The organism is Microcoleus sp. Pol1C5 (genome assembly GCF_036701115.1).
GTDB lineage: Bacteria > Cyanobacteriota > Cyanobacteriia > Cyanobacteriales > Microcoleaceae > Microcoleus.
Map to the genome: position 1 here is coordinate 45,401 of NZ_JAUBQE010000041.1, position 18,468 is coordinate 63,868.

13 protein-coding genes are annotated in these 18,468 nt (G+C 45.4%); 4 read left to right on the top strand and 9 right to left on the bottom strand.

Annotated elements, in window-relative coordinates:
• Nucleotides 1-2: 2 nt before the first annotated feature.
• Nucleotides 3-353 carry a late competence development ComFB family protein gene (locus QUA23_RS21485; protein WP_333078033.1) on the bottom strand — a complete coding sequence of 117 codons (351 nt, stop codon included), beginning with the start codon at nt 351-353 and terminating at the stop codon, nt 3-5.
• A gap of 74 nt (nt 354-427) precedes the next feature.
• Nucleotides 428-736, bottom strand: coding sequence for a DUF1830 domain-containing protein (locus QUA23_RS21490; RefSeq protein ID WP_333078034.1), 309 nt, complete (start codon nt 734-736; stop codon nt 428-430).
• 232 nt (nt 737-968) lie between these two features.
• Between QUA23_RS21490 and QUA23_RS21495 the strand changes: the two genes are divergently transcribed.
• Nucleotides 969-1,130: a hypothetical protein gene (locus QUA23_RS21495; protein ID WP_333078036.1), complete on the top strand. Its 162-nt coding sequence runs from the start codon at nt 969-971 to the stop codon at nt 1,128-1,130.
• A gap of 667 nt (nt 1,131-1,797) precedes the next feature.
• Here QUA23_RS21495 and QUA23_RS21500 read toward each other — a convergent pair.
• The 4 genes from QUA23_RS21500 to QUA23_RS21515 form a co-directional block, all read right to left on the bottom strand.
• On the bottom strand, nt 1,798-2,184 hold the full coding sequence (locus tag QUA23_RS21500) for a response regulator (protein ID WP_333078038.1): 387 nt from the start codon (nt 2,182-2,184) through the stop codon (nt 1,798-1,800).
• A 403-nt stretch (nt 2,185-2,587) separates the two neighbouring features.
• Nucleotides 2,588-6,058: a PAS domain S-box protein gene (locus QUA23_RS21505; protein WP_333078040.1), complete on the bottom strand. Its 3,471-nt coding sequence runs from the start codon at nt 6,056-6,058 to the stop codon at nt 2,588-2,590.
• A gap of 269 nt (nt 6,059-6,327) precedes the next feature.
• A complete protein-coding gene (locus QUA23_RS21510; protein WP_333078042.1) occupies nt 6,328-8,250 on the bottom strand; it encodes a response regulator in 1,923 nt (640 codons plus the stop codon).
• 202 nt (nt 8,251-8,452) lie between these two features.
• Nucleotides 8,453-9,739, bottom strand: a complete 1,287-nt coding sequence (locus QUA23_RS21515; RefSeq protein WP_333078044.1) for a chemotaxis protein — start codon at nt 9,737-9,739, stop codon at nt 8,453-8,455.
• A gap of 631 nt (nt 9,740-10,370) precedes the next feature.
• Here QUA23_RS21515 and QUA23_RS21520 point away from each other — a divergent pair.
• Both QUA23_RS21520 and QUA23_RS21525 read left to right on the top strand, forming a co-directional pair.
• Nucleotides 10,371-12,917, top strand: coding sequence for an ATP-binding protein (locus tag QUA23_RS21520; protein ID WP_333078045.1), 2,547 nt, complete (start codon nt 10,371-10,373; stop codon nt 12,915-12,917).
• A gap of 139 nt (nt 12,918-13,056) precedes the next feature.
• Nucleotides 13,057-13,734, top strand: a complete 678-nt coding sequence (locus QUA23_RS21525; protein ID WP_333078046.1) for an N-acetylmannosamine-6-phosphate 2-epimerase — start codon at nt 13,057-13,059, stop codon at nt 13,732-13,734.
• A 210-nt stretch (nt 13,735-13,944) separates the two neighbouring features.
• Here QUA23_RS21525 and QUA23_RS21530 read toward each other — a convergent pair whose 3' ends face one another.
• Complete coding sequence (locus tag QUA23_RS21530; RefSeq protein ID WP_006635567.1) at nt 13,945-14,304, bottom strand: phage holin family protein; 360 nt, start codon at nt 14,302-14,304, stop codon at nt 13,945-13,947.
• A gap of 215 nt (nt 14,305-14,519) precedes the next feature.
• Between QUA23_RS21530 and mrdA the strand changes: the two genes are divergently transcribed.
• Complete coding sequence (mrdA, locus tag QUA23_RS21535) at nt 14,520-16,334, top strand: penicillin-binding protein 2 (RefSeq protein WP_333078047.1); 1,815 nt, start codon at nt 14,520-14,522, stop codon at nt 16,332-16,334.
• Nucleotides 16,335-16,430: 96 nt separating this feature from the next.
• Here the strand turns inward: mrdA and QUA23_RS21540 are convergent, their stop codons facing one another.
• Together QUA23_RS21540 and QUA23_RS21545 are read right to left on the bottom strand one after the other, a co-directional pair.
• The gene (locus QUA23_RS21540; RefSeq protein WP_333078050.1) at nt 16,431-17,192 is read right to left on the bottom strand and encodes a Uma2 family endonuclease; all 762 of its coding nucleotides are present in this window, start codon (nt 17,190-17,192) and stop codon (nt 16,431-16,433) included.
• Between the two features lie 183 nt (nt 17,193-17,375).
• Nucleotides 17,376-18,407: a hypothetical protein gene (locus QUA23_RS21545; RefSeq protein WP_333078052.1), complete on the bottom strand. Its 1,032-nt coding sequence runs from the start codon at nt 18,405-18,407 to the stop codon at nt 17,376-17,378.
• Between the last annotated feature and the right edge of the window lie 61 nt (nt 18,408-18,468).

An 18,468-nucleotide genomic window follows, 5' to 3' on the forward strand; every position in this document is an offset into this window, starting at 1 on the left:
TATCAAAACCAACTAGCAACTCTCGAATCAAATTTAACTTCTTCAGGCAGGCAGTAATCTATCTTTTGATAGCTGTGCAGCACCTCGCGAATTCCAGTATGAATCAAATTTTCTATGTGCAGCAACTGCTCTGAAGAACAGCGAACCTGAACTGTTTGGTTTGACACAGACTCGCCGGAGTCGAGCGCAGTATATCTATTAGGAACTCGGCTGAGCACATAAGCAATTAAATCTTGTCGCAATCCCGAAGGCGAAAAAGCTTGTTGGTAGGGGTGCTTCGGATAAGACTCCAAGATAATTTCTACTTCCTCTGTGACTACAGCTAAGGTAATATTGACAAGATTTTTCTGCATTTTCCCTGTCCCCAAACACTCGTTAACTAATATTTTTGCGGTCGTTCTCGATCTGGTCTGATTTCTCATGAATTTTAACCGGCTAATACCGCCAATCGTTCTTCGGTAATCGCCAGCTCAAACTCGGAACTTACCTCTTCTATAACCCGCAGCACGTAGCAGGGAATCTTGTCGGATAAAATAGCACATGGCACCCTACCAGTGTGAATTTCTAAGACTGCTTCTGCAGCAGCTTCAAACATCAATCGCTGTCCCGGAAACATCACTCTTTCAAAGTACCAATTAGGAATGTTCCCAATCCGAACCACCTGAACTAGGTTGGTAACATTTGCGTAATAGCACAGAAGCTGGTTGTTACCTTTATAAGATAGCCGATCGGACATTTAAAAATCTCCACACTCTTTCAAAAACTAACTGAGACTTGGCTTTGGCTGTTAGTGGCAATTGCGAGTTTGGCTATCGAGCAAACGACCGACTTATTTTTGGGGTGTTATTCGAGAGCGCCAATCACATCTTCAGTTATTAATTTTTGTAGCATTGAGTTATCCTGCCAACACTTAGAGGTCTGGCGCAGAAACTCCGTTTTTCCCGGTTAAAAAACCCGGTTTGTTTGGTATGCAGGGCTTAGATCCTGACTTATTTAGGTTGGTTGTGCTGTGGCACCAGTTAATCGAAAGTACCGTCACTTTCCCGAACTCTCCTGACAACAGGTTCGCTCTTTGGCAGCGGAACCGTGCTGAGAGTGCGATCGACCTTCTGATCCAGAGCTTGGGGTAAACTTTATCTAAAAAATATGAGGAAATTATGAAGATCATCATTTTTTTTGATAAATATACTTTGGCCGAAGCAGAGATTACAAGAGTTAGGCAAAAACCTGGTTTTTTAGCCAAAAACTTGGTTCCATCTGCGACCATGGGTTAAAAAACCCGGTTTCTCAGGGAACTCTGCGTAAATCTTGGATTAGCAGGCTTCAGCCTGGTTTTTTACCCAAAAACTTGGCTGCATCTGTGATTCCTGGTTTAAAAAATCGTTCTTGAGGCAAGTGTGCGTAACTTCTGGAGGAGTTATTCTGGCTGTAAATACGGTGATAGCCGATCGGCATTGCAGGTAACAAAAAAACCCGACTCCCTGAGATCATCTCTAGAACTTCTAGGGAATCAGAGTTTAAATTAACCAATCACCGATCCATCTCAAAGCTAAATCAAAAAAATGAGGAAATTATGAACATAGCCGGAAAAACTAGGACTTTCCTGGACGCAGAAACCCGGTTTCGTAACAATTGCGTGATGTTCGCAAGAATCAAGAGAACGAGATAGCAGATTTTCGATGGTTATTCAGCTTTAATGCCCTTGATTCTTCCGTCGGAGAGGGCCGACTTTGTTTGTCTAGTAGGGGTTTCAAATGCCGAGTTTGATATGCTATCTGCGATGTATTTTACCCCAGTTTAAAACAACGGTTCCCAACCCAGAATTTCCGCCACTTGCTGTGCCAAACTCAAAGGATCGAAAGGTTTGGCAATCACCCCCCCTACCCCCAAATCAGCAAATTCGCTCAAATCCATCGCCTGCACCTTAGCCGTCAGGAAAATCACCGGAATCCCCCGAGTAGCAGTATTGTTTTGCAGCAAACCAAACAGAGTAAGTCCGTCCATATCCGGCATCATCACATCTAACAAAATAGCGTCAGGGAGGTGAGTTTCAGCTAAAAGCAATCCTTGGCTGCCGTCGGGGGCGCTTAGTACCGTCCAGCCGCCTAAATGTTCCAGACAGGCCTGAATCACGCTGCAGAGGTTTTTTTCATCATCGATGACCAAAATGCGCTTTGGTGACATAATTAAAACTCAAATTTTAAATGAATCATGGTAAACCGAAAAAGGACTTACGCACCCTGGCTCATCAACCGGGTTTCTTGACAGATATAGCAGAAGGAAGAAGCAATAAAATTAAGAGTTTCAGCACTTAAGAACGTCCTAATCGAGCGAGGTTGCTATATTTTGTCACTCACCTACTGAAACCCTGAACAGAAAACTCGGCCTATCAGCCGGGAGCATCTCATATTTGTAAAAACACTTCTGACTCTTTCCTTCTGACTCTTTCCTCCTGGCTCCTGGCTCCTAATTCCAATTTTGGGCTTGGCTGCTTTCATTGAGATGCTCCCTATCAGCCTCCCAAAATCATCCTACCCGCGTGCGTTGCCAGGAACTTGAGGTTTCGCGAACTCCGATAGAAGCAATCTCAAACATCCAAACTTTTTCCCCCTTCGCCTTCCAACGGTGCAGGCACTGTGAAATAGAAACTGCAGCCTTGTGAGACAACACTTTCGACCCAAATTCTGCCGCCGTGCTGCTGTACTATGCTGCGACAGATAGCCAAACCCAAACCCGTACCTCCTTTTTGGCGGGAGTCAGAAGCATCAACTTGTTGAAACCGTCCAAAGATAGTTTCTAGTTTATCTGCAGGAATCCCCCGCCCTCGATCTTTGACTTCAAATAAAACCCGTGAAGCGTAGCCATCCCGTAGGGAATCGCCCAAATCTTCAACCCTGACAGTGACTGTACTCCCTGGAGCGGAGAATTTAATCGCATTGCTCAACAAATTTACCAGCAGTTGAACGATTCTGTCCGGGTCAGCCCAAATTTGGGCTGTTTCGGGCAAAATCGACAAATCAATATTATTTTCCGCAGCCAAAGAAAGTACAGCTTCTGCAGACTTCCGCATCAAAACCTGGGCATCGCACCACTGCTTGACGAGGATAACTTGGCTCGAATCGAGCCGCTCTAAGTCGAGAATATCGTTTACCAAACGCACTAACCGTTCGGTATCGCTCGAAGCGATTTCTAACATCTGTTTGGCAGTTTCCGGTCGATTTTTCAGTACCCCAGCCGCCAGCAAACCTAAAGAACCGCGAATGGAGGCAAGCGGCGTTCTCAGTTCGTGGCTGACAATCGAAATAAACTCATTTTTCATTTTTTCAATTGCCCGACTTTCTGTGACATCTGTGACTGTGCCGACGTGACCAATTAGTTGAGATCGGTCGGAAAAAATCGGAGCTGTTTTAAGCCGACAAAACCGGATTGTTCCGTCTCGCTGAATGTGGCGGAATTCGCAGGAAAATTCCCCATCTAGCGATTTTGATTCCGACCACTTAGACAGAATTAGTTTGAGATCTTCGCGGTGAACAAACCGCATCCAGCCGTTTCCTAAAGCTGCTGCCGGTGTGAAGCCACCAATTGCTTGACAGCGAGGATTTGTATAGGTACATTTCCCCTCAGTATCAATTTTGAAAATGCCCACAGGGGAACTCTCGCTCAGAGAGCGAAATAAAGCTTCGCTTTCCCGGAGTTCTGCTTGAGAGCTTTCTAGTTCTCTGGTTCGCTGCAAAACTCGCATTTCTAACCGTTCGTTGAGCTGTTGGAGGGCTGCTTCAGCAAGTTTACGATCGCTAATATCGCGGTGCACTGATACCCAGTGGGTAAACTCACCATTTTCGTCCGCTATGGGCACAATGCTCATTTCTACCCAAAATTCCGTCCCGTCTTTGCGGTAATTGATCGAGTCAACCCGCACAGGCTGCCAGGTTTTCAAAGCTGTCCGAACTAGATGGAGACTGGCCCGGTCTGTTTTTTCTCCTTGCAAGATGCGCGGCGTTTTGCCCACAACTTCTTCTAGCGTATAGCCGGTCATCCGCGTAAAAGCTGGGTTGACATAAATAATTCGCGGGCCCGGTTCCTCAATCGGTTCAGCTTCGGTAATTAACACGGCGTCGTTAGTGGTGGTGACTGCTGATTCCAACAGGCGCAACTGCAATTCTCTAGCTTTGCGATCGGTAATTTCTGTAACTGTCCCCACCATCCGCACTGCATCGCCGGCTTCGTTGTAAAAAAACTTACCTTTTCCCTCGATCCAGTGAATGCTGCCGTCGGGCCAAACCACGCGGTATTCCAGAAAGTAATCTGCTCGCTGGGCAAGGGTCTGATTTATAGTATTATCCGTATTTTTTAAATCTTCTGGGTGAATGCAAGCTGCAAAACTTTGATAAGTTCCCGCAAAAGTTCCCGGGGCCAACCCAAACAACTCTTCGTGTTCCCTCGACCAAACAATGCGATTTTTCTGCAAGTCCCAGTCCCAAAATCCGATTTTGGTAGCCGACAAAGCTAAGCTAAGCTGCTGATTCGTTTTGCGCAACTCCATGCTAGTAATAGCAACCCGTAGTTCTCGGGCTATTTCGATTTCGCACCGCTGCCAAGGCAAAGATTTTAACCTCACAGTTTCTTGCCACAAGTCAAAGGAATTGCGAGGAGACAGCGGCTGGCTGCCATCCGGTTTAAGTTCTATTTCCCAGTCTGGTTTGCCGGCCCAGTTGACAGTTTGAATTGTTTCTGGACGGAACCACAAAATGTAATAATTTTGCATCTCGGACATGGCAAGGACCAGCAAACCGCTAGCAACTTCTTTAAACTTATGGGAGGGCGGATACAGTTTTGAGAGAGAATCTGTATAAAAAATATCATTATTTATTTGAGTTTTTATCCAAGCAATTAAGTTTTCGATTTCTAGCAATTCCGGGGTTTTGCCGATGGTTGTTAAATTTTCATTTGCACACACAACTCCACCAGTAGCGCCCACTAAGGTCAGCAATTCATCTCCGGATTTAAGTAAACCTTCTACAAACCAGTGTGATTGAGAAATTTTGGTAATAAACTTATGGCAATTTTCTTTTAAATAAATTGCATATTCCCAATTTTCGCTATCTTGTTTGTAGCTAAGTTCTAGATTCACAAACTTTGCTAGCAGTTCGCAAGCCTTTCTTGTTTCGTAGTTGACATACTTTCGTGTTGGGTGGTGACAGGCGATCAATCCCCAGAGTTTTCGATCTTTGATTAATGTCAAGGTCATGCTAGCGCCAACGTTCATATTTTTGAGATATTGAACATGGCAAGGGGAAACTGCTCTCAACAAAGAGAAGCCCAGATTCAGGGGGAGACCTGTCAGCGGATTGCAGTGAGGAATTAGTTCTATCGGCTGACAGTTAATATCGGGAATAAACCGAATTAAATTCATGTTGAACAGCTTTCTTGCCTGGGGAGGAATATCGGTAGCCGGATAGTGCAGTCCCAATAAAGGAGCCAAACTTTCTACTTTGTCTTCGGCGATAACTTCCCCCGCACCGGTGGTATCAAATTGATATACGATCGCTCGATCGAAGCCGATCATCCTCCGCACTTCTTCCACTGCTGTCTGACACAGCACTTGCAGGTTGGGTGTTTTGTGGATTTTGTCGATCGGCTCTTGGACTAAATGATAGCAATTAAAACTATCGCTAGCTTTTGGGCAAACAACCGACTCTAATTCAACAATTAATGCTGAACTAGATTGATGCAGCGTTCCATGAAAAAAAGACTGGCGGTTTTGACTTTTGAAGGATAATTTGATACCGTTAGAGTGATGGCTGTTTTCAAATAAAGCTTTTTCTATAGCTTCAATTTCCTCAGCCTCGACAAATTCATGTAAAAATTTGCCCAAAAGTTCTTCGGGGTAAATTCCGAGTTCCTCAAAAGTATTGTTGCTAACTTGCAAAATTTTCCACACAGGAGATTCCAGAACCAAAAGCATACCGTGAGGTTGAATCGAACCCTGGGCGTAAATTAGTTCGCAGTCGCTGTTATTAAAAGTGCCTGTGTCTGAGGGCAATACCATTGCTTTCATCTGATTAATACTTCTCTAAATTAGCCTGTGTTCTCGATCGGCGGCCCAGCATCAATTAATAGCACCGCGTCGGAATCACAGAATCTAACAACCCCAAGTCTTGGCTAAGGCTTCCTGATTTGTTTCGGACACGCACTGCCTATTTGCTCTTAGTTATCCCATTTAAAAAAAGAATACAACTGTAGGTACGTGCTCGAAACCCATATCTCATCAGTCATTCCCAGTTCTTCAATTCTTTAATTCTTTAAATTTTAAAATCTAAAATGGGATTAGCGCTTTGCCTGAGCCAGTCTGTTTCTAAGTTGAGTCCGCTCCAAACGATTCAGGAGGCGAGCAATTAATTCCGGTTTGACGATCGGCTTGTTCACGTAGTCGTCAGCACCTGCGACAAACATTTGGCGCACGATTTCCGACTCGGAATGAGCTGTCAAAAATAGCACGGGGAGCTTGCTCCAGCGCAAATCGTTGCGAACTGCCAAACACAGCTCGATACCGCTGTAACCGGGCATCTCCACATCTAAAATTAGCAAATCCGGACAAGTTGTTTCGAGTACCTCCCAGAACTTTTCGGGATCGTCCAATGTTGTTACTTGAAATCCCCAAGGTTGTAGAATCACTTGCAGTCCAGCTAATAGATGCACGTCATCGTCTACCACCATAACTTTAGCTTCAGCAGGGCCAGTCTGGTCGAGCAGTTGGGCGACTGCTTTGAGTATATCTGCTGGGGGGATAGATTTGTGCAAAAAGCCGGAAGCTCCCAAACGAGCAACTTCTATTCGATCGCTCAATTGATTGTGTCCGCTAAAAATCATCACCGGAATTTCGGGCTTTTCACTGCGGAGTTCGGCTAAGAGAGAAAGTCCGTTTTCCTGAGATCGGGAAAATGTCAAATCCAGCAAAATCGCGTCGGGAGGCTGTTGAGAAATCGCATTTCTTGCCGCTTGAGGAGAGTTGGCAACTTCTATCTGGAAGCCGGAACCGGATGCTACTGTTTTGAGTTGATCGCTCCCAAAAGTATCATCATCAACAATCAGCATTCGGCGCGTTTGGGAAACTGCAGGAACCAAATCGCCTTCTGGTTCGAGCGACGGGTGATCGAATATCTGTTTGAGCTGATGCAGAAATCCCTCAATCTGCTGAGCCGTCCCCGGTTTCAAGATGTTTTCAGCCTTGAACAAATGTTCTATCTGGCGCGCAACTTCCGAACCTTTTGGCAGGCCTAACGTTCCCAAAGAACCGACTAATTTGTGAGCTTGGGTCTGGGCTGCCTCGCGCAGTTCGCCTTCCAAGCTTCCGTTGTTCAGTTGATCGATCGCGCGATCGAATATCGCCACCTTTTCGATAAAATTAGCTTTTAAATTTCCCCGCATTTGGGCAATCGCATTCAAGACTTTGAGACGGCGCTCGTCTTTGTTTAATTCCTGGCTCGACCCGCTGGATTCAGTAGATAAAGTCTCTTGAGTTTTAGCAGTTTCTGCCGTTTCCTGCCCAACTTGTTGGCTCTCAATCTCCTCCGGCAGACTTTTGAGCCGATAGCCCAATCCGTATACGGTTTCCACTAAATCTACTGTCATCCCGGCTGCTTTCAGCTTCTGCCGCAGCCCCTTGATGTGAGCGGTAACGGCTTCTTCTTGAGGAAATTCGCCGGCCGACCAAATGCGATCGAGGATGGCGCTGCGACTGAAAATGCGCCGAGGATTTCTCAGGAAAAGTTCTAGCAAATTGTACTCTTTGGGAGTCAAGTGCAGCACTTTTTCGGCATAAGTTACTTCCGTAGTGTCCGGGTTGACTTGCAGTTTTTCCCATCTTAAATTTGTACTCGACAAAGTTGCCTTACCCCGGCGCAGCAAAGCCCTAATTCGAGCGATTAATTCTTCAAGATTAAAGGGTTTGACCACATAATCGTCTGCACCCGCCTCTAAACCTTGGACTCGATCGTTGCTGCTATCTAGCGCTGTCAGCAGTAAAATCGGCATTTGGCAGCCGGACGAGCGCAATTTTCGACACAAACTAATGCCGTCGATTTTAGGAATCAGCACATCCAAAACAATCAGGTCGTAATCGTATGCCTGCACCAAATGCAACGCTGTTTCACCGTCTGCTGCCGCATTCACATTGTAATTGTGAGAGTTCAGCGCTTGAGTTAGCAAACTGACTGTAACTGTGTCATCTTCTACCAGCAGGATTTTCATAAATGTCACCTGTCCTTCCAACTATTCTTGGAACTTTTTATCGTTTTTTGGGGCTAATTAAATAGCCTTACTACAAATGAATTTAACAATTGCCCACCTTCAGTATAACAAGTAGTATTCTTGAAATAGAATAATTGTAAATTATTATTGTAATTTTACTTATTTTACTCTGGTAATATTTCATTAGATTCGGGCTGGGATTTTAGGGCTTTTTGGACTTCAGCGCCTGCTGAATTTTTTGAATCAGATATTGCGAGGAATCTTGATGTTTAACTACGTCTTCCAACTCGGAAACTGCTACTTCGGCGTGTTCTCTGTCTTGAACTAAAGAATCAGCGGTAACATTTTTTATGACTCCCAAAGGTTCTTGGATAGCGGTCAATGAATTGAAATTTTTTTCCGCTATTAATTCTTCCAACTCTAGCAGGGCCATTTCTGCGCGATCGATCTTTATCGTCACGGATTTAGCCACATTAGCACCCGCTCTTGCTGCCTCCGTGAGTTCGTGAACTCGAAGTTTAAAGCGGCTGGCAATTTGCTCCATTTGAGTCCCCAATTCAAAAGTTTTACTTGCCAGTCTGCCAATTTCTAGACTCACTTTGCTCAGACCGCTGGGCTGACTTCCCATTTGATTGGTAACTACAGCGACCTGTACTGCTAAATACCTGACTTGTTCGATCGCCTCCCGGATGGTTCGGGAAGTGCGGTTAACCGTTTCTAAATCATTAGCTATTGCTTTGCCGACGCCTAAAATTTTATCTGTATTGTTGCAAATAGAATTAGCCCCTTGAAAAGTAGCTTGAAACGCTTGGCGACCTTCCGAAGAAATCAGTTTCGCAATCCTCACAAATCGCTGATTCATTTGAGCAATTTCTTCAGCTTGTTTTACCAGTGCCACTTGCTGGGAACTGGGATGGGTATGAAACTTTTCTGCTTGACGTTGGTGGATTTTCAAAAGCTCATTACATTCGTGAAACTTAGCCTGCTCTTGTTGAAGTAGCACCAAATACTTGTGTCTTTCTACTCGGTATTTTTGAATAAGTTTGTTAGCTTGTGCTAACAGTTTAGACTGGGCAATCACTAGAGTATGAACGTCCAAAAGGCGGTGGGTTTGGTCTTCCATTACCACAATAATCGGTTCATAAATCAAGTCTTTGTGCCTGTTGAAAGACGCTTGGACGGCATCGTCAACTTTCCAGTTTTCCGAAAGCAGCAAAGGCGGAATTCTAATAAAATCTAACAAGGCTCGAATCGGGTGTGACCCGTAAAGTTCTACGCGATCGGGAAAACTCATTTGCTCTCGAAATTTGACGCGAGAAATCATGCCCAATACCTGTGATTCATGAGTAATAATGACTCCCGGCAGGTCTGGTTCTTGCTCAAATCTTTCAGCCACTACCTGTCCTAGAGTTGCAGCGCTCACTTGGAAGTCGTGACACGGCAGATGTCCGATCGTGAAATCGGGGGTGAGTTGAGTTGGATTGCTCATTTACCCGGATAGTGTTAAGTACAAGTTAACAAATTATATATTAATATTATACTGGAATAAGATTGTTGAAAGTAGTCAACGACCCAGCACGGAAGTGACTGGGCTTGGGGCCTAAAACTTCATTTTCAGTTGAGCAGCCTGACACCTTTGATGTCTAGGTTTTTTGAGTAATGACACCAAGCGGATGCGTAGCTAGTTCCCTGTTCTGTCGTTAAGGGTTAAACATTTTTATTTGGGTTAAGGACGTGCCATTAGGCGAATCAGCTCACAAAACAAAGGCGCGTGCTAACTTCACCCCAGCAATGGGAGTGGAATTGCTTAGTTTCCATCAACAACCGGGTTCACAAACACAACCAGAAGCGATCGATTATACAGCCGTATCCCTTCCCCCCGTTTCCTCCTACCGCTTTCGCGCTCGTAAAGCGCTAGAGCGCGGGTCACTCGCCCAGAAGAAAGATGAGAACTATAGGGAGAAATTAGCTCTCTGGCTCCGAGGCCTTCTATTAACTACTTTCTGACTACTTTCATCTCAAGTCTGTTGGATCGGCCGCGCCTGCTGTGTCCCAGGTTCCGTCCTGACAACAGGGGCATTCATATTTTGTTCTTTAAAACAACCGGGAAAATATCTAGATTGAAACCAAAAACCTTAAATCGGACTTTGCCGCTAGCAACCTTTGAGGCTGCTTACCAGTTGTTACAGCAAATGGCTGAAATCCCAGGGGCGATTTGGCTCACCGACGATGCGATCGCTGATTCTCAAAATCGGGAAAATTCGTCGGAAAGGTTTGCAGCAGTGGTATCAGAGCATTTTAGCGCGCTGCTGCAGGGCAATCTATTAGATGAGTTCGCAACAAACGGACACAAGCACAGCGAAAAAAATCTCCATTCGCAATTGAATGTGCAGTTGACTTTCGATCCTGGGGCGATCGCCAATTTCCTGTCTCCCCTCGCAGACAAACTCGCAGAAATAACGGGCGCACCCTCGTGGAAAATTGACATTCGCGCCCTCAAACAAGCAATTAACAATATACAGACCAACTCGGCCGTTATTCAAAGTGAATTTACCCTAAATTTGCTGGATATTCTCGCGGCCAATGCCAGCCCAAATAATCGCCTGCCCCTACACAGCCAAACAGAAATAGAGGGAAAATCCGCGCTCAAAGTTATAGATCCAGAAACGCTACAGAGCCAGATTGCCGAAGCCGTCAATCAATTACAAATTGCCAGTCCCTGCATTTCATTTTGTCAGCCAGTAGAAGATGCTTTGCAGCAACAGCTTGAACAAGAGCGACTTTTGAATCAGGTCACAACTCAAATCCGCCAGAGTTTGGAATTGCCTGTAATTTTGTCAAAAGCAGTCGAGCAAGTGCGAGAGTTTTTGGAGGTCGATCGCCTGTTAATTTATCAATTTGAAAAAGTGCCTGCGCCGCACCATGGCGAGTTAGCTAAAAAAATACCTGCGGCGGTTTCTGGGTCGGGCGAAATCCCAGCAAATTCCGGGTCTTACTTGTATTTAGGTCGTGTAACTTACGAAGCTTTAGCTAACGATACTATCTCGTCTGTATTGAATTTTAGTGAAGACGCGCAGTGTTTTACCAATGGAGTCATTGACCGAGAGAAATATCGCAAAGGTTTAACTTTGTGCGTCGCGGATGTGGAAACAACTTACTCTTCGCACCCTTGTTTTTTAGAGTTGATGCGGCGGGCGAAGGTGCGGGCGAAGTTGCTAGTGCCGATCGTAGTTCAAGACGACTTGTGGGGGCTGCTAATTGCCCACCAGTGTACTTTTCGGGAGTGGGAAGAAAGCAAAAAAACATTTTTGCGACAAATAGCAGAACATTTGGCAATCGCCATTTACCAAGCCGAACTTTATGCAGAAGTCCAGCAGCAAAAGCGCACCTCAGAACAGCGCGTAATAGAGCGAACGCAAGAACTGCGCGATGCACTGGTCGCCGCCCAGTCTGCCAGCCTCGCCAAGAGCGAATTTTTGGCAGCTATGAGCCACGAATTGCGGACTCCTCTCACCTGCGTCATCGGCATTTCCGACACGCTGCTGCGGTGGTCTTACGGCAAAGTTGGCAGCAAAGAAGTGCCGGTGCAAAAGCAGCGGCAGTACCTGCAAACTATCCGAGACAGCGGCGACCACTTATTAGAATTAATTAACGATATTTTAGATTTATCACAAGTAGAAGCGGGAAAAGCAATATTAAAAATTAGTGAATTTTCACTTTCTAAATTAGCTTCTCAGAGCCTGCACGCCCTCAAAGAAAAAGCTGCGGCTAAGGGCGTGGAACTGCTGCAAGAACAACGGATCAAACAAGAGTGCGATCGCTTCATGGCTGACCCGCGCCGCTTAAGACAAATTCTCTTCAATCTTTTAGGAAATGCGATTAAGTTTACTCCTAAAGGCGGGCGAGTCATCCTGCGAGTTTGGGTGACAGAAGATAAAAATCGAACGCCGGCATTGCGGCAGACCGGTACTGCACCTGCTGGCAGTACCGCTGTTTTTCAAATCAAAGATACTGGCATTGGAATTCCAGAAAATCAGCGATCGCTTTTGTTTCAAAAATTCCAGCAGTTGGATTCCCCCTACCGCCGCGAATACGGTGGCACCGGTCTGGGATTGGCTTTAACTAAACAGTTAGTAGAGCTTCACGGTGGCGCGATCGAAGTCAACTCTCAAGTTGATGTCGGCTCTACTTTTACCGTTTTTATACCCATCCAAACTCTAACCAAAGATGAATCCACAAAATTCACATATGAAAAATCTAATTCATCTTTACCGCTGCATTATTCTTCGCGGGGCAGCCTCGTACTCGTGGAAGAAGATGAAGAAACTGCTATGCTGATTTGCGATATCCTGACAGCAGCAGGACTGCAAGTGGTGTGGATGATTGAAGGTTCGGCGGCGGTGGAACAAATTGAACTTTTGCAGCCCAATGCTGTGATTGTCGATATGCGTTTGCCCGGTATGAATGGCTGCGAAATAATTCACCAACTGCGCCAAAAATTAGCTACTGAAAATATCAAGATTCTCGCTTTAAGCGCTAATGAAATTCCGCCAGATCAGATATCTTTCGTGACGGCGGGAGCTAACGATTGTTTGGCTAAACCGATTCACCCGGAGCAATTGCTGGACAAGATTATTTCTTTAATGGCTGGGATTGGTAATGGGTAATACAATTTTAGATTTTAGATTTTAGATTTTGGAATGACTCATTGGATATGGGTTGGGATATGGTCTACAGTTACATTCTTTTTTTTGAACTGGTATAATTTTTAATTCCCAATTACCAATTCCCCATCCCCAATTCGCCATGATTAATTGTCAAATTCCTACAGGATTAATTGTTTCTTGTCAAGCACCTGCTGATTCGCCGCTGCACGATCCGATCGTAATTGCGGCAATGGCTCGAACCGCCATCAATCGAGGTGCATCGGGCGTGCGGATTGACACTCCGGCTCACATTGCAGCGGTGCGAAAACAGATATCTGCTCCCATAATTGGGATTTGGAAACAGCAATTGCCGGGATGCGAGATTTACATTACTCCTCGGTTTGAAGACGCGCTGGCGATCGCCGCTTCTGGAGCCGATATTATCGCCGTTGATGCTACTCTGAGAAACCGTCCTGCTGGCGGCGAAGACTTAAAGACATTAATCGGGCAAATTCACAGTGAATTGGGTAAATTAGTGATGGCGGATGTAGATACAATAGAAGCTGCGATCGCGGCAGCCGAAGCTGGTGCAGATACTGTAGCAACTACTCTTTTTGGCTATACTGCCCAGACGGAAAATTTTTCGCCGCCGGGATTTGATTTGCTTGCGGAAATGGTAGAAAAGCTTAAGGTTCCCGTTATCTGCGAAGGCGGGATATCGCGACCAGAAATGGCTAAAAAAGCCTTGGATTTAGGAGCGGTGGCTGTTGTTGTCGGGGCAGATATTACTGGGATCGATCTTAAGGTGACAGCCTATAAGTCGCTGATGGGGGAGTAAGTTCGGCAACGGATTGTTTAACGGATTGTTTAACGGATTTAACGGATTGAAGGAAGTTCGGCAACGGATTGTTTAATGGATTTAACGGATTGAAGGAAGAAGGGAGAAGAAAGATTCGGCGATTTCAATCGCTTGTAGGCACAGGAAACCCCCCAGCTAAGGGTGGGAAATATCGGGCGATTGAAATCGCCCTTATATTAGGGGAAGTTGCTAAATTAGTGCGCCGTTGATAAAGCTGCTAACTACAGCCAAGGCGATCGCCCCCAGTACCGCGCTCCAAAGGCCCATCCGCAAACTAAATCCTTCAACTAACTTCGCAGCCGAGGCAAAAACAATCACGTTCATTACAAAAGCAAACACGCCGGAAAGCAATCCCAGCGTCAGTAGGTTCGGCACGAAAAAAACTGCTTTCAGAATTGGCAAAATTAAAACATTCAACATTCCCAAAACCGCAGCGGAAATTACTGCTTTCGGTGTGCTGTCAATTTCTACGCCGATCGGGAGTTGAGAAATTAGCAGCAAGCTGCTGCCCGTCACCAGCCAAGCAATCAAAAAATCGATCGGTTCCACAGCGCCCCTACCTCCTTAACAGTTGAATTGTCAGAAAAACCTGATATTTAAGGTCTAACATAATCAACAAATCCGGCTGATTCGTCTGCCAATCGACAGAATTTATGTCTATTACTAAAGAGTTAGGAGTTATAATCCCTGTAATCATCTGCCAAATCATCCGGATGGGAACCATATCAACCTGTTAGTTGAATAAAAAGAGCAGATTAATTAATATGGCTGGCGATTTTTCTTTTAACTCTAAAATCCGATTCGACAAAAATGGCTTGGACAATCCTGCACGGCAACGCAGCCGATCGCTCCAAGTTATGATTTTTATGCTGCTCGTCACTACCTTGGTGACGCTACCGATATTTCGTCTAGCCGAACTGCAACTGGTACAGGGAGCCTACAACCGACAGCGGGCGGAAAATAACCGCATTCGCCCTGTTTCAGTCCCAGCGAATCGCGGTCAAATTTTAGACCGCAACGGCAAAATTTTTGCGGCAAACCGCGTATCTCGATCGGTCTATGTGTGGCCAAAAGAGCGATCGGCCAAGGAGTGGCAAGAGATCGCCACTACACTGGGCCCGATCGTCAAACTTCCCGCAGCCGAAATTATCAAAAAAATCGATGGAGTGGGCTACAGATCAGCCCTGCCAGTGCGAATTAGTAAAGATATCGATGTCGCTACTTTCGTCGCGTTGGGAGAACAAGCTAATACTTTGCGGGGAGTTGAAATTCGCGTAGAATCGAGCCGAGACAATCCCAACCAGCAATTAGCAGCTCACCTTTTGGGATACGTCGGCGAAGCTAGTTTAGATCAATTAAAAGCTAATCCTGCATATCCGATGGGAATGATCGTCGGTCAAATGGGAGTTGAAAAATTAGCCAATTCAACTTTAGAGGGCGTTTGGGGAAACCGTTTAATCGAGGTAAATGCTAAGGGCGAGGAAATCCAAGATTTAGGTGTAAAAGATCCTATTCCCGGCAAACCGGTGCAGCTAACTTTAGATTTAGATATGCAGAAAACTGCGGAAAAAGCTTTGGGCGATCGCTTAGGCGCTGTTGTGGCGATCGACGTGAAAACCGGAGCTCTTTTAACAATGGCTAGTTGGCCGACATTTGACCCCAATATTTTCACCCGCAAGGTGACTCAAAAAGAATGGGATCGGCTGCAAGGGCCAGACAAACCATTTTTAAATCGGGCAGTTCAAGGTTATCCAGTCGGCAGCACTTTTAAGATTGTAACTTCTGTAGCCGGGATGGAGTCGGGCAAGTTTTCTCCTGACTCGACTTTGGTAAGTTCTGCTTCAATTAACATCGGCGGAATTTCCTTTAACGAACACGGCGCCGGTTACGGCGTTATCGGTTTCCGCGATGCTTTAGCCTACAGCAGCAATACGTTTTTCTATCAAGTAGGTATGACTGCTGGGCCGGAAGAAATGGCAAAATGGGCTAAAAAAATGGGCATTGGCGGTACTATTAATTTAGATCTTTTGGGGATAGACGGCGCCAATCACGGTCAAGTGCCGATACCAGCAGAGAAAAATAAAATGTATGGGGAAGATTGGTACGTGGGCGATACAGTAACAATGGCGATCGGTCAAGGTTTGGTACTTTGTACTCCCCTAGAACTGGCTGTGATGGTGTCAACTATTGCCAACGGTGGTTGGCGAGTGCAGCCACATTTGTTGGCTTCTCAAACCAATACGCCTGTTACTCAAAAAGTTTCAACAGGTATTAAGCCGGCAACTTTAAATGTCATTAAACAAGGATTGATTGAGGTGGTGAAAAAAGGTACAGGCCGCGGCTTGAATGACGGTACTATTCCTTTAAGTGCGGGTAAAACGGGGACGGTGGAAATGCCCGGTCATCCTGACAATTCTATGTATGTGGGTTTTGCTCCTGCTGACAAACCTGAAGTTGCGATCGCAGTTATAGTTGAAGGCGGCGGATATGGTGCTGTATCGGCGGCACCAATTGCTCACGAGGTATTTAGAACCTATTTTCAAAAGCAGGGTTTTAAACCTACTAATAAGCCTCTATAGTCATTAGTTAATAGTAGACTGTTGACTGTTGACTGTTCTCATTTTGTCCCATACTTCGATCGCACTTTTCTTGATATCTTAGAAAAGTGCGATCGATCAAAAATTTTCCCCTACCAATCGTCTCACTTCCACGGTCGATAAATTCATCATTTGCGCCACCTGTTCCAGATTCATGCCAGAATTTAAGAGTTGAGTTACGAGCTGGCGCAATGTTGACTCCGCGGCCAGTCGTGCTTGTTGCTCAGCCAGTCTTCCCTGGTTTTCTTCCTTGTGAGTCTTCAAAAACTCACCCGTTTCAGGAACTCTAAACCTCAATTCTCCTGAAATTAGATGCAATTCCAGTCCCAGCACTTCACTGAACAACCACAGCGTATCGAAAGCGATATTGTTGGCTGCAATCGGCTCATACTGATTGTTTATCAAACGTACTCCCTGTAAAATCGGATTTAGGTAATCTCCCGACGGATCGTGCTGAAAATATTCCCTAACTCCCAAAGCCCGATAAATTTCCGGTTTAGTTTCTTGGTCTTTCGTCTGAGTTGTTTCGGAAGTAATTTCTAACACAAAATCGGGAGTAATTCCCCCTTCTTCCCAAACTTTATAATTATCCCTTTTGCGGTTGGCAACTCCAAACACCACATAAACATCCGGGGCCACAACTGCCTGGTTGTTCCCTTCTTCATAATATATGAAAGAATTGGCTGACACGTAAACATCAGAACGTTCTTGAAAATAAAGCTTGACAGCTTCTACGCTGTAAGTCATGTAATCGCGCGTGATGTCGCTTTCAGCCATCGGCTCTCCGTCGCTGCTGGGATATTCAATTTCTACTTGTTCGACTTGAGTTAAAATTGTCATTTTTCAATTTTCCTCAAACGTTATTAATTTAATGGTAGCATTCTGTCGGAGTTGGGAAAAGTTCGAGATTCCTCAAAAAAATTAACAGCCATAAGGTACGCAGGGAGCACGCTAAATAATTAGGTTCTGCGTCCTGGACTGTAAGGCTGGTAAGATGGTGTACAGATACAGACTATTTAAATTTTAATTAATCCCTCTGTCTAAAATAATCATTTCGGAACCAACAACCGGACTTCTAGCTATTAACTTGCCTTCCCTATTCGCAATTTCTAACTTGCTGAAATCGAGTGAGTTAGCCTCCTTCCACATCTTCGTGGCTAGTTGATTTTGCTCAACTTCGCTGAGTTTGTACCAATCTTCAGCGACTTTTACTGTCAAAATGCTGCTGGAAAAATTAGCTTGAACAGACTCAACTAAACTGCCGCCCAGTCGATTCTTAATGTCAGTAACTTGATTTTGAATCGCAGCAATCAGAGACTGTTCGGGCGTCAGCGGCGGCGGTGGGATAAGTTCTACTGGTTGGGGTTTTTCTGGAGCCACTAAATCGGGCAACTTGCTTTTGAATTTAGCAGAGATTGGCTCAGATGGTACGATCGCCTCTGGCGATTGCGGCGTTCCCGACGCCATAAAATCGTCAAACGTTGCCGGCGATTGCTGCGCTGCTGGCACAGGCACTTTTGCTACTTTCTCCGGCGGTTTTGCTGAGAAACTGTTGAAAGTTAAACCGACTGCAACGATCAGAATTGCTGCTATAGCGGCGTTTAAAATTGGATCGGACAGCTTCTGGTTCGTAGATGGTGGCAGTAGCGATCGCACTAGCCGTACAATACTTTGCCAAAGTACACCGACGTTCTGTAAAAAGCTCCCTTCCCTGCGTTGGGATACAGGCTTTTTATCAACTTTTACAGCAACTTTTGGCGGCACGCTGTTAACTTCTGCTGCAACAGCGGGATGAGTTACTGTTGCTGAGTCAGAAGCGGTGGGCGCGATCGGCTTTTGGGTCTGCAACGGGGGTTCTGCTGCTATTTTTTTCCCTTTTTTTCCCAAATTCCCAATCGAGGCAATCAAAGCATTGATTCTCTGATTTTTGGGAACAGCGCTGCTGGCATTTTGAGTTTTGCTGCCAGTGGGGGCAGACTTTGCAGCCGAATCAACCTGCGGTGTCGGAGATTGAGAGGGTTCTGGAATTGACTGGTTTAGTTGTTCTTCTGACATTTTCTCTGCCTTGGGGCGTTGCAAATATATCTAAAAGCGATAAATTTTTAGTTGAGCCATC

Bases quoted from the DNA above. Each gene is read 5' to 3' on its own strand.
- QUA23_RS21505 (WP_333078040.1), bottom strand. From the start codon at position 6,058: ATGAAAGCAATGGTATTGCCCTCAGACACAGGCACTTTTAATAACAGC.
- QUA23_RS21490 (WP_333078034.1), bottom strand. From the start codon at position 736: ATGTCCGATCGGCTATCTTATAAAGGTAACAACCAGCTTCTGTGCTAT.
- QUA23_RS21500 (WP_333078038.1), bottom strand. From the start codon at position 2,184: ATGTCACCAAAGCGCATTTTGGTCATCGATGATGAAAAAAACCTCTGC.
- QUA23_RS21495 (WP_333078036.1), top strand. From the start codon at position 969: ATGCAGGGCTTAGATCCTGACTTATTTAGGTTGGTTGTGCTGTGGCAC.
- QUA23_RS21485 (WP_333078033.1), bottom strand. From the start codon at position 353: ATGCAGAAAAATCTTGTCAATATTACCTTAGCTGTAGTCACAGAGGAA.
- QUA23_RS21515 (WP_333078044.1), bottom strand. From the start codon at position 9,739: ATGAGCAATCCAACTCAACTCACCCCCGATTTCACGATCGGACATCTG.
- mrdA (WP_333078047.1), top strand. From the start codon at position 14,520: ATGGCTGGCGATTTTTCTTTTAACTCTAAAATCCGATTCGACAAAAAT.
- QUA23_RS21510 (WP_333078042.1), bottom strand. From the start codon at position 8,250: ATGAAAATCCTGCTGGTAGAAGATGACACAGTTACAGTCAGTTTGCTA.
- QUA23_RS21540 (WP_333078050.1), bottom strand. From the start codon at position 17,192: ATGACAATTTTAACTCAAGTCGAACAAGTAGAAATTGAATATCCCAGC.
- QUA23_RS21525 (WP_333078046.1), top strand. From the start codon at position 13,057: ATGATTAATTGTCAAATTCCTACAGGATTAATTGTTTCTTGTCAAGCA.
- QUA23_RS21545 (WP_333078052.1), bottom strand. From the start codon at position 18,407: ATGTCAGAAGAACAACTAAACCAGTCAATTCCAGAACCCTCTCAATCT.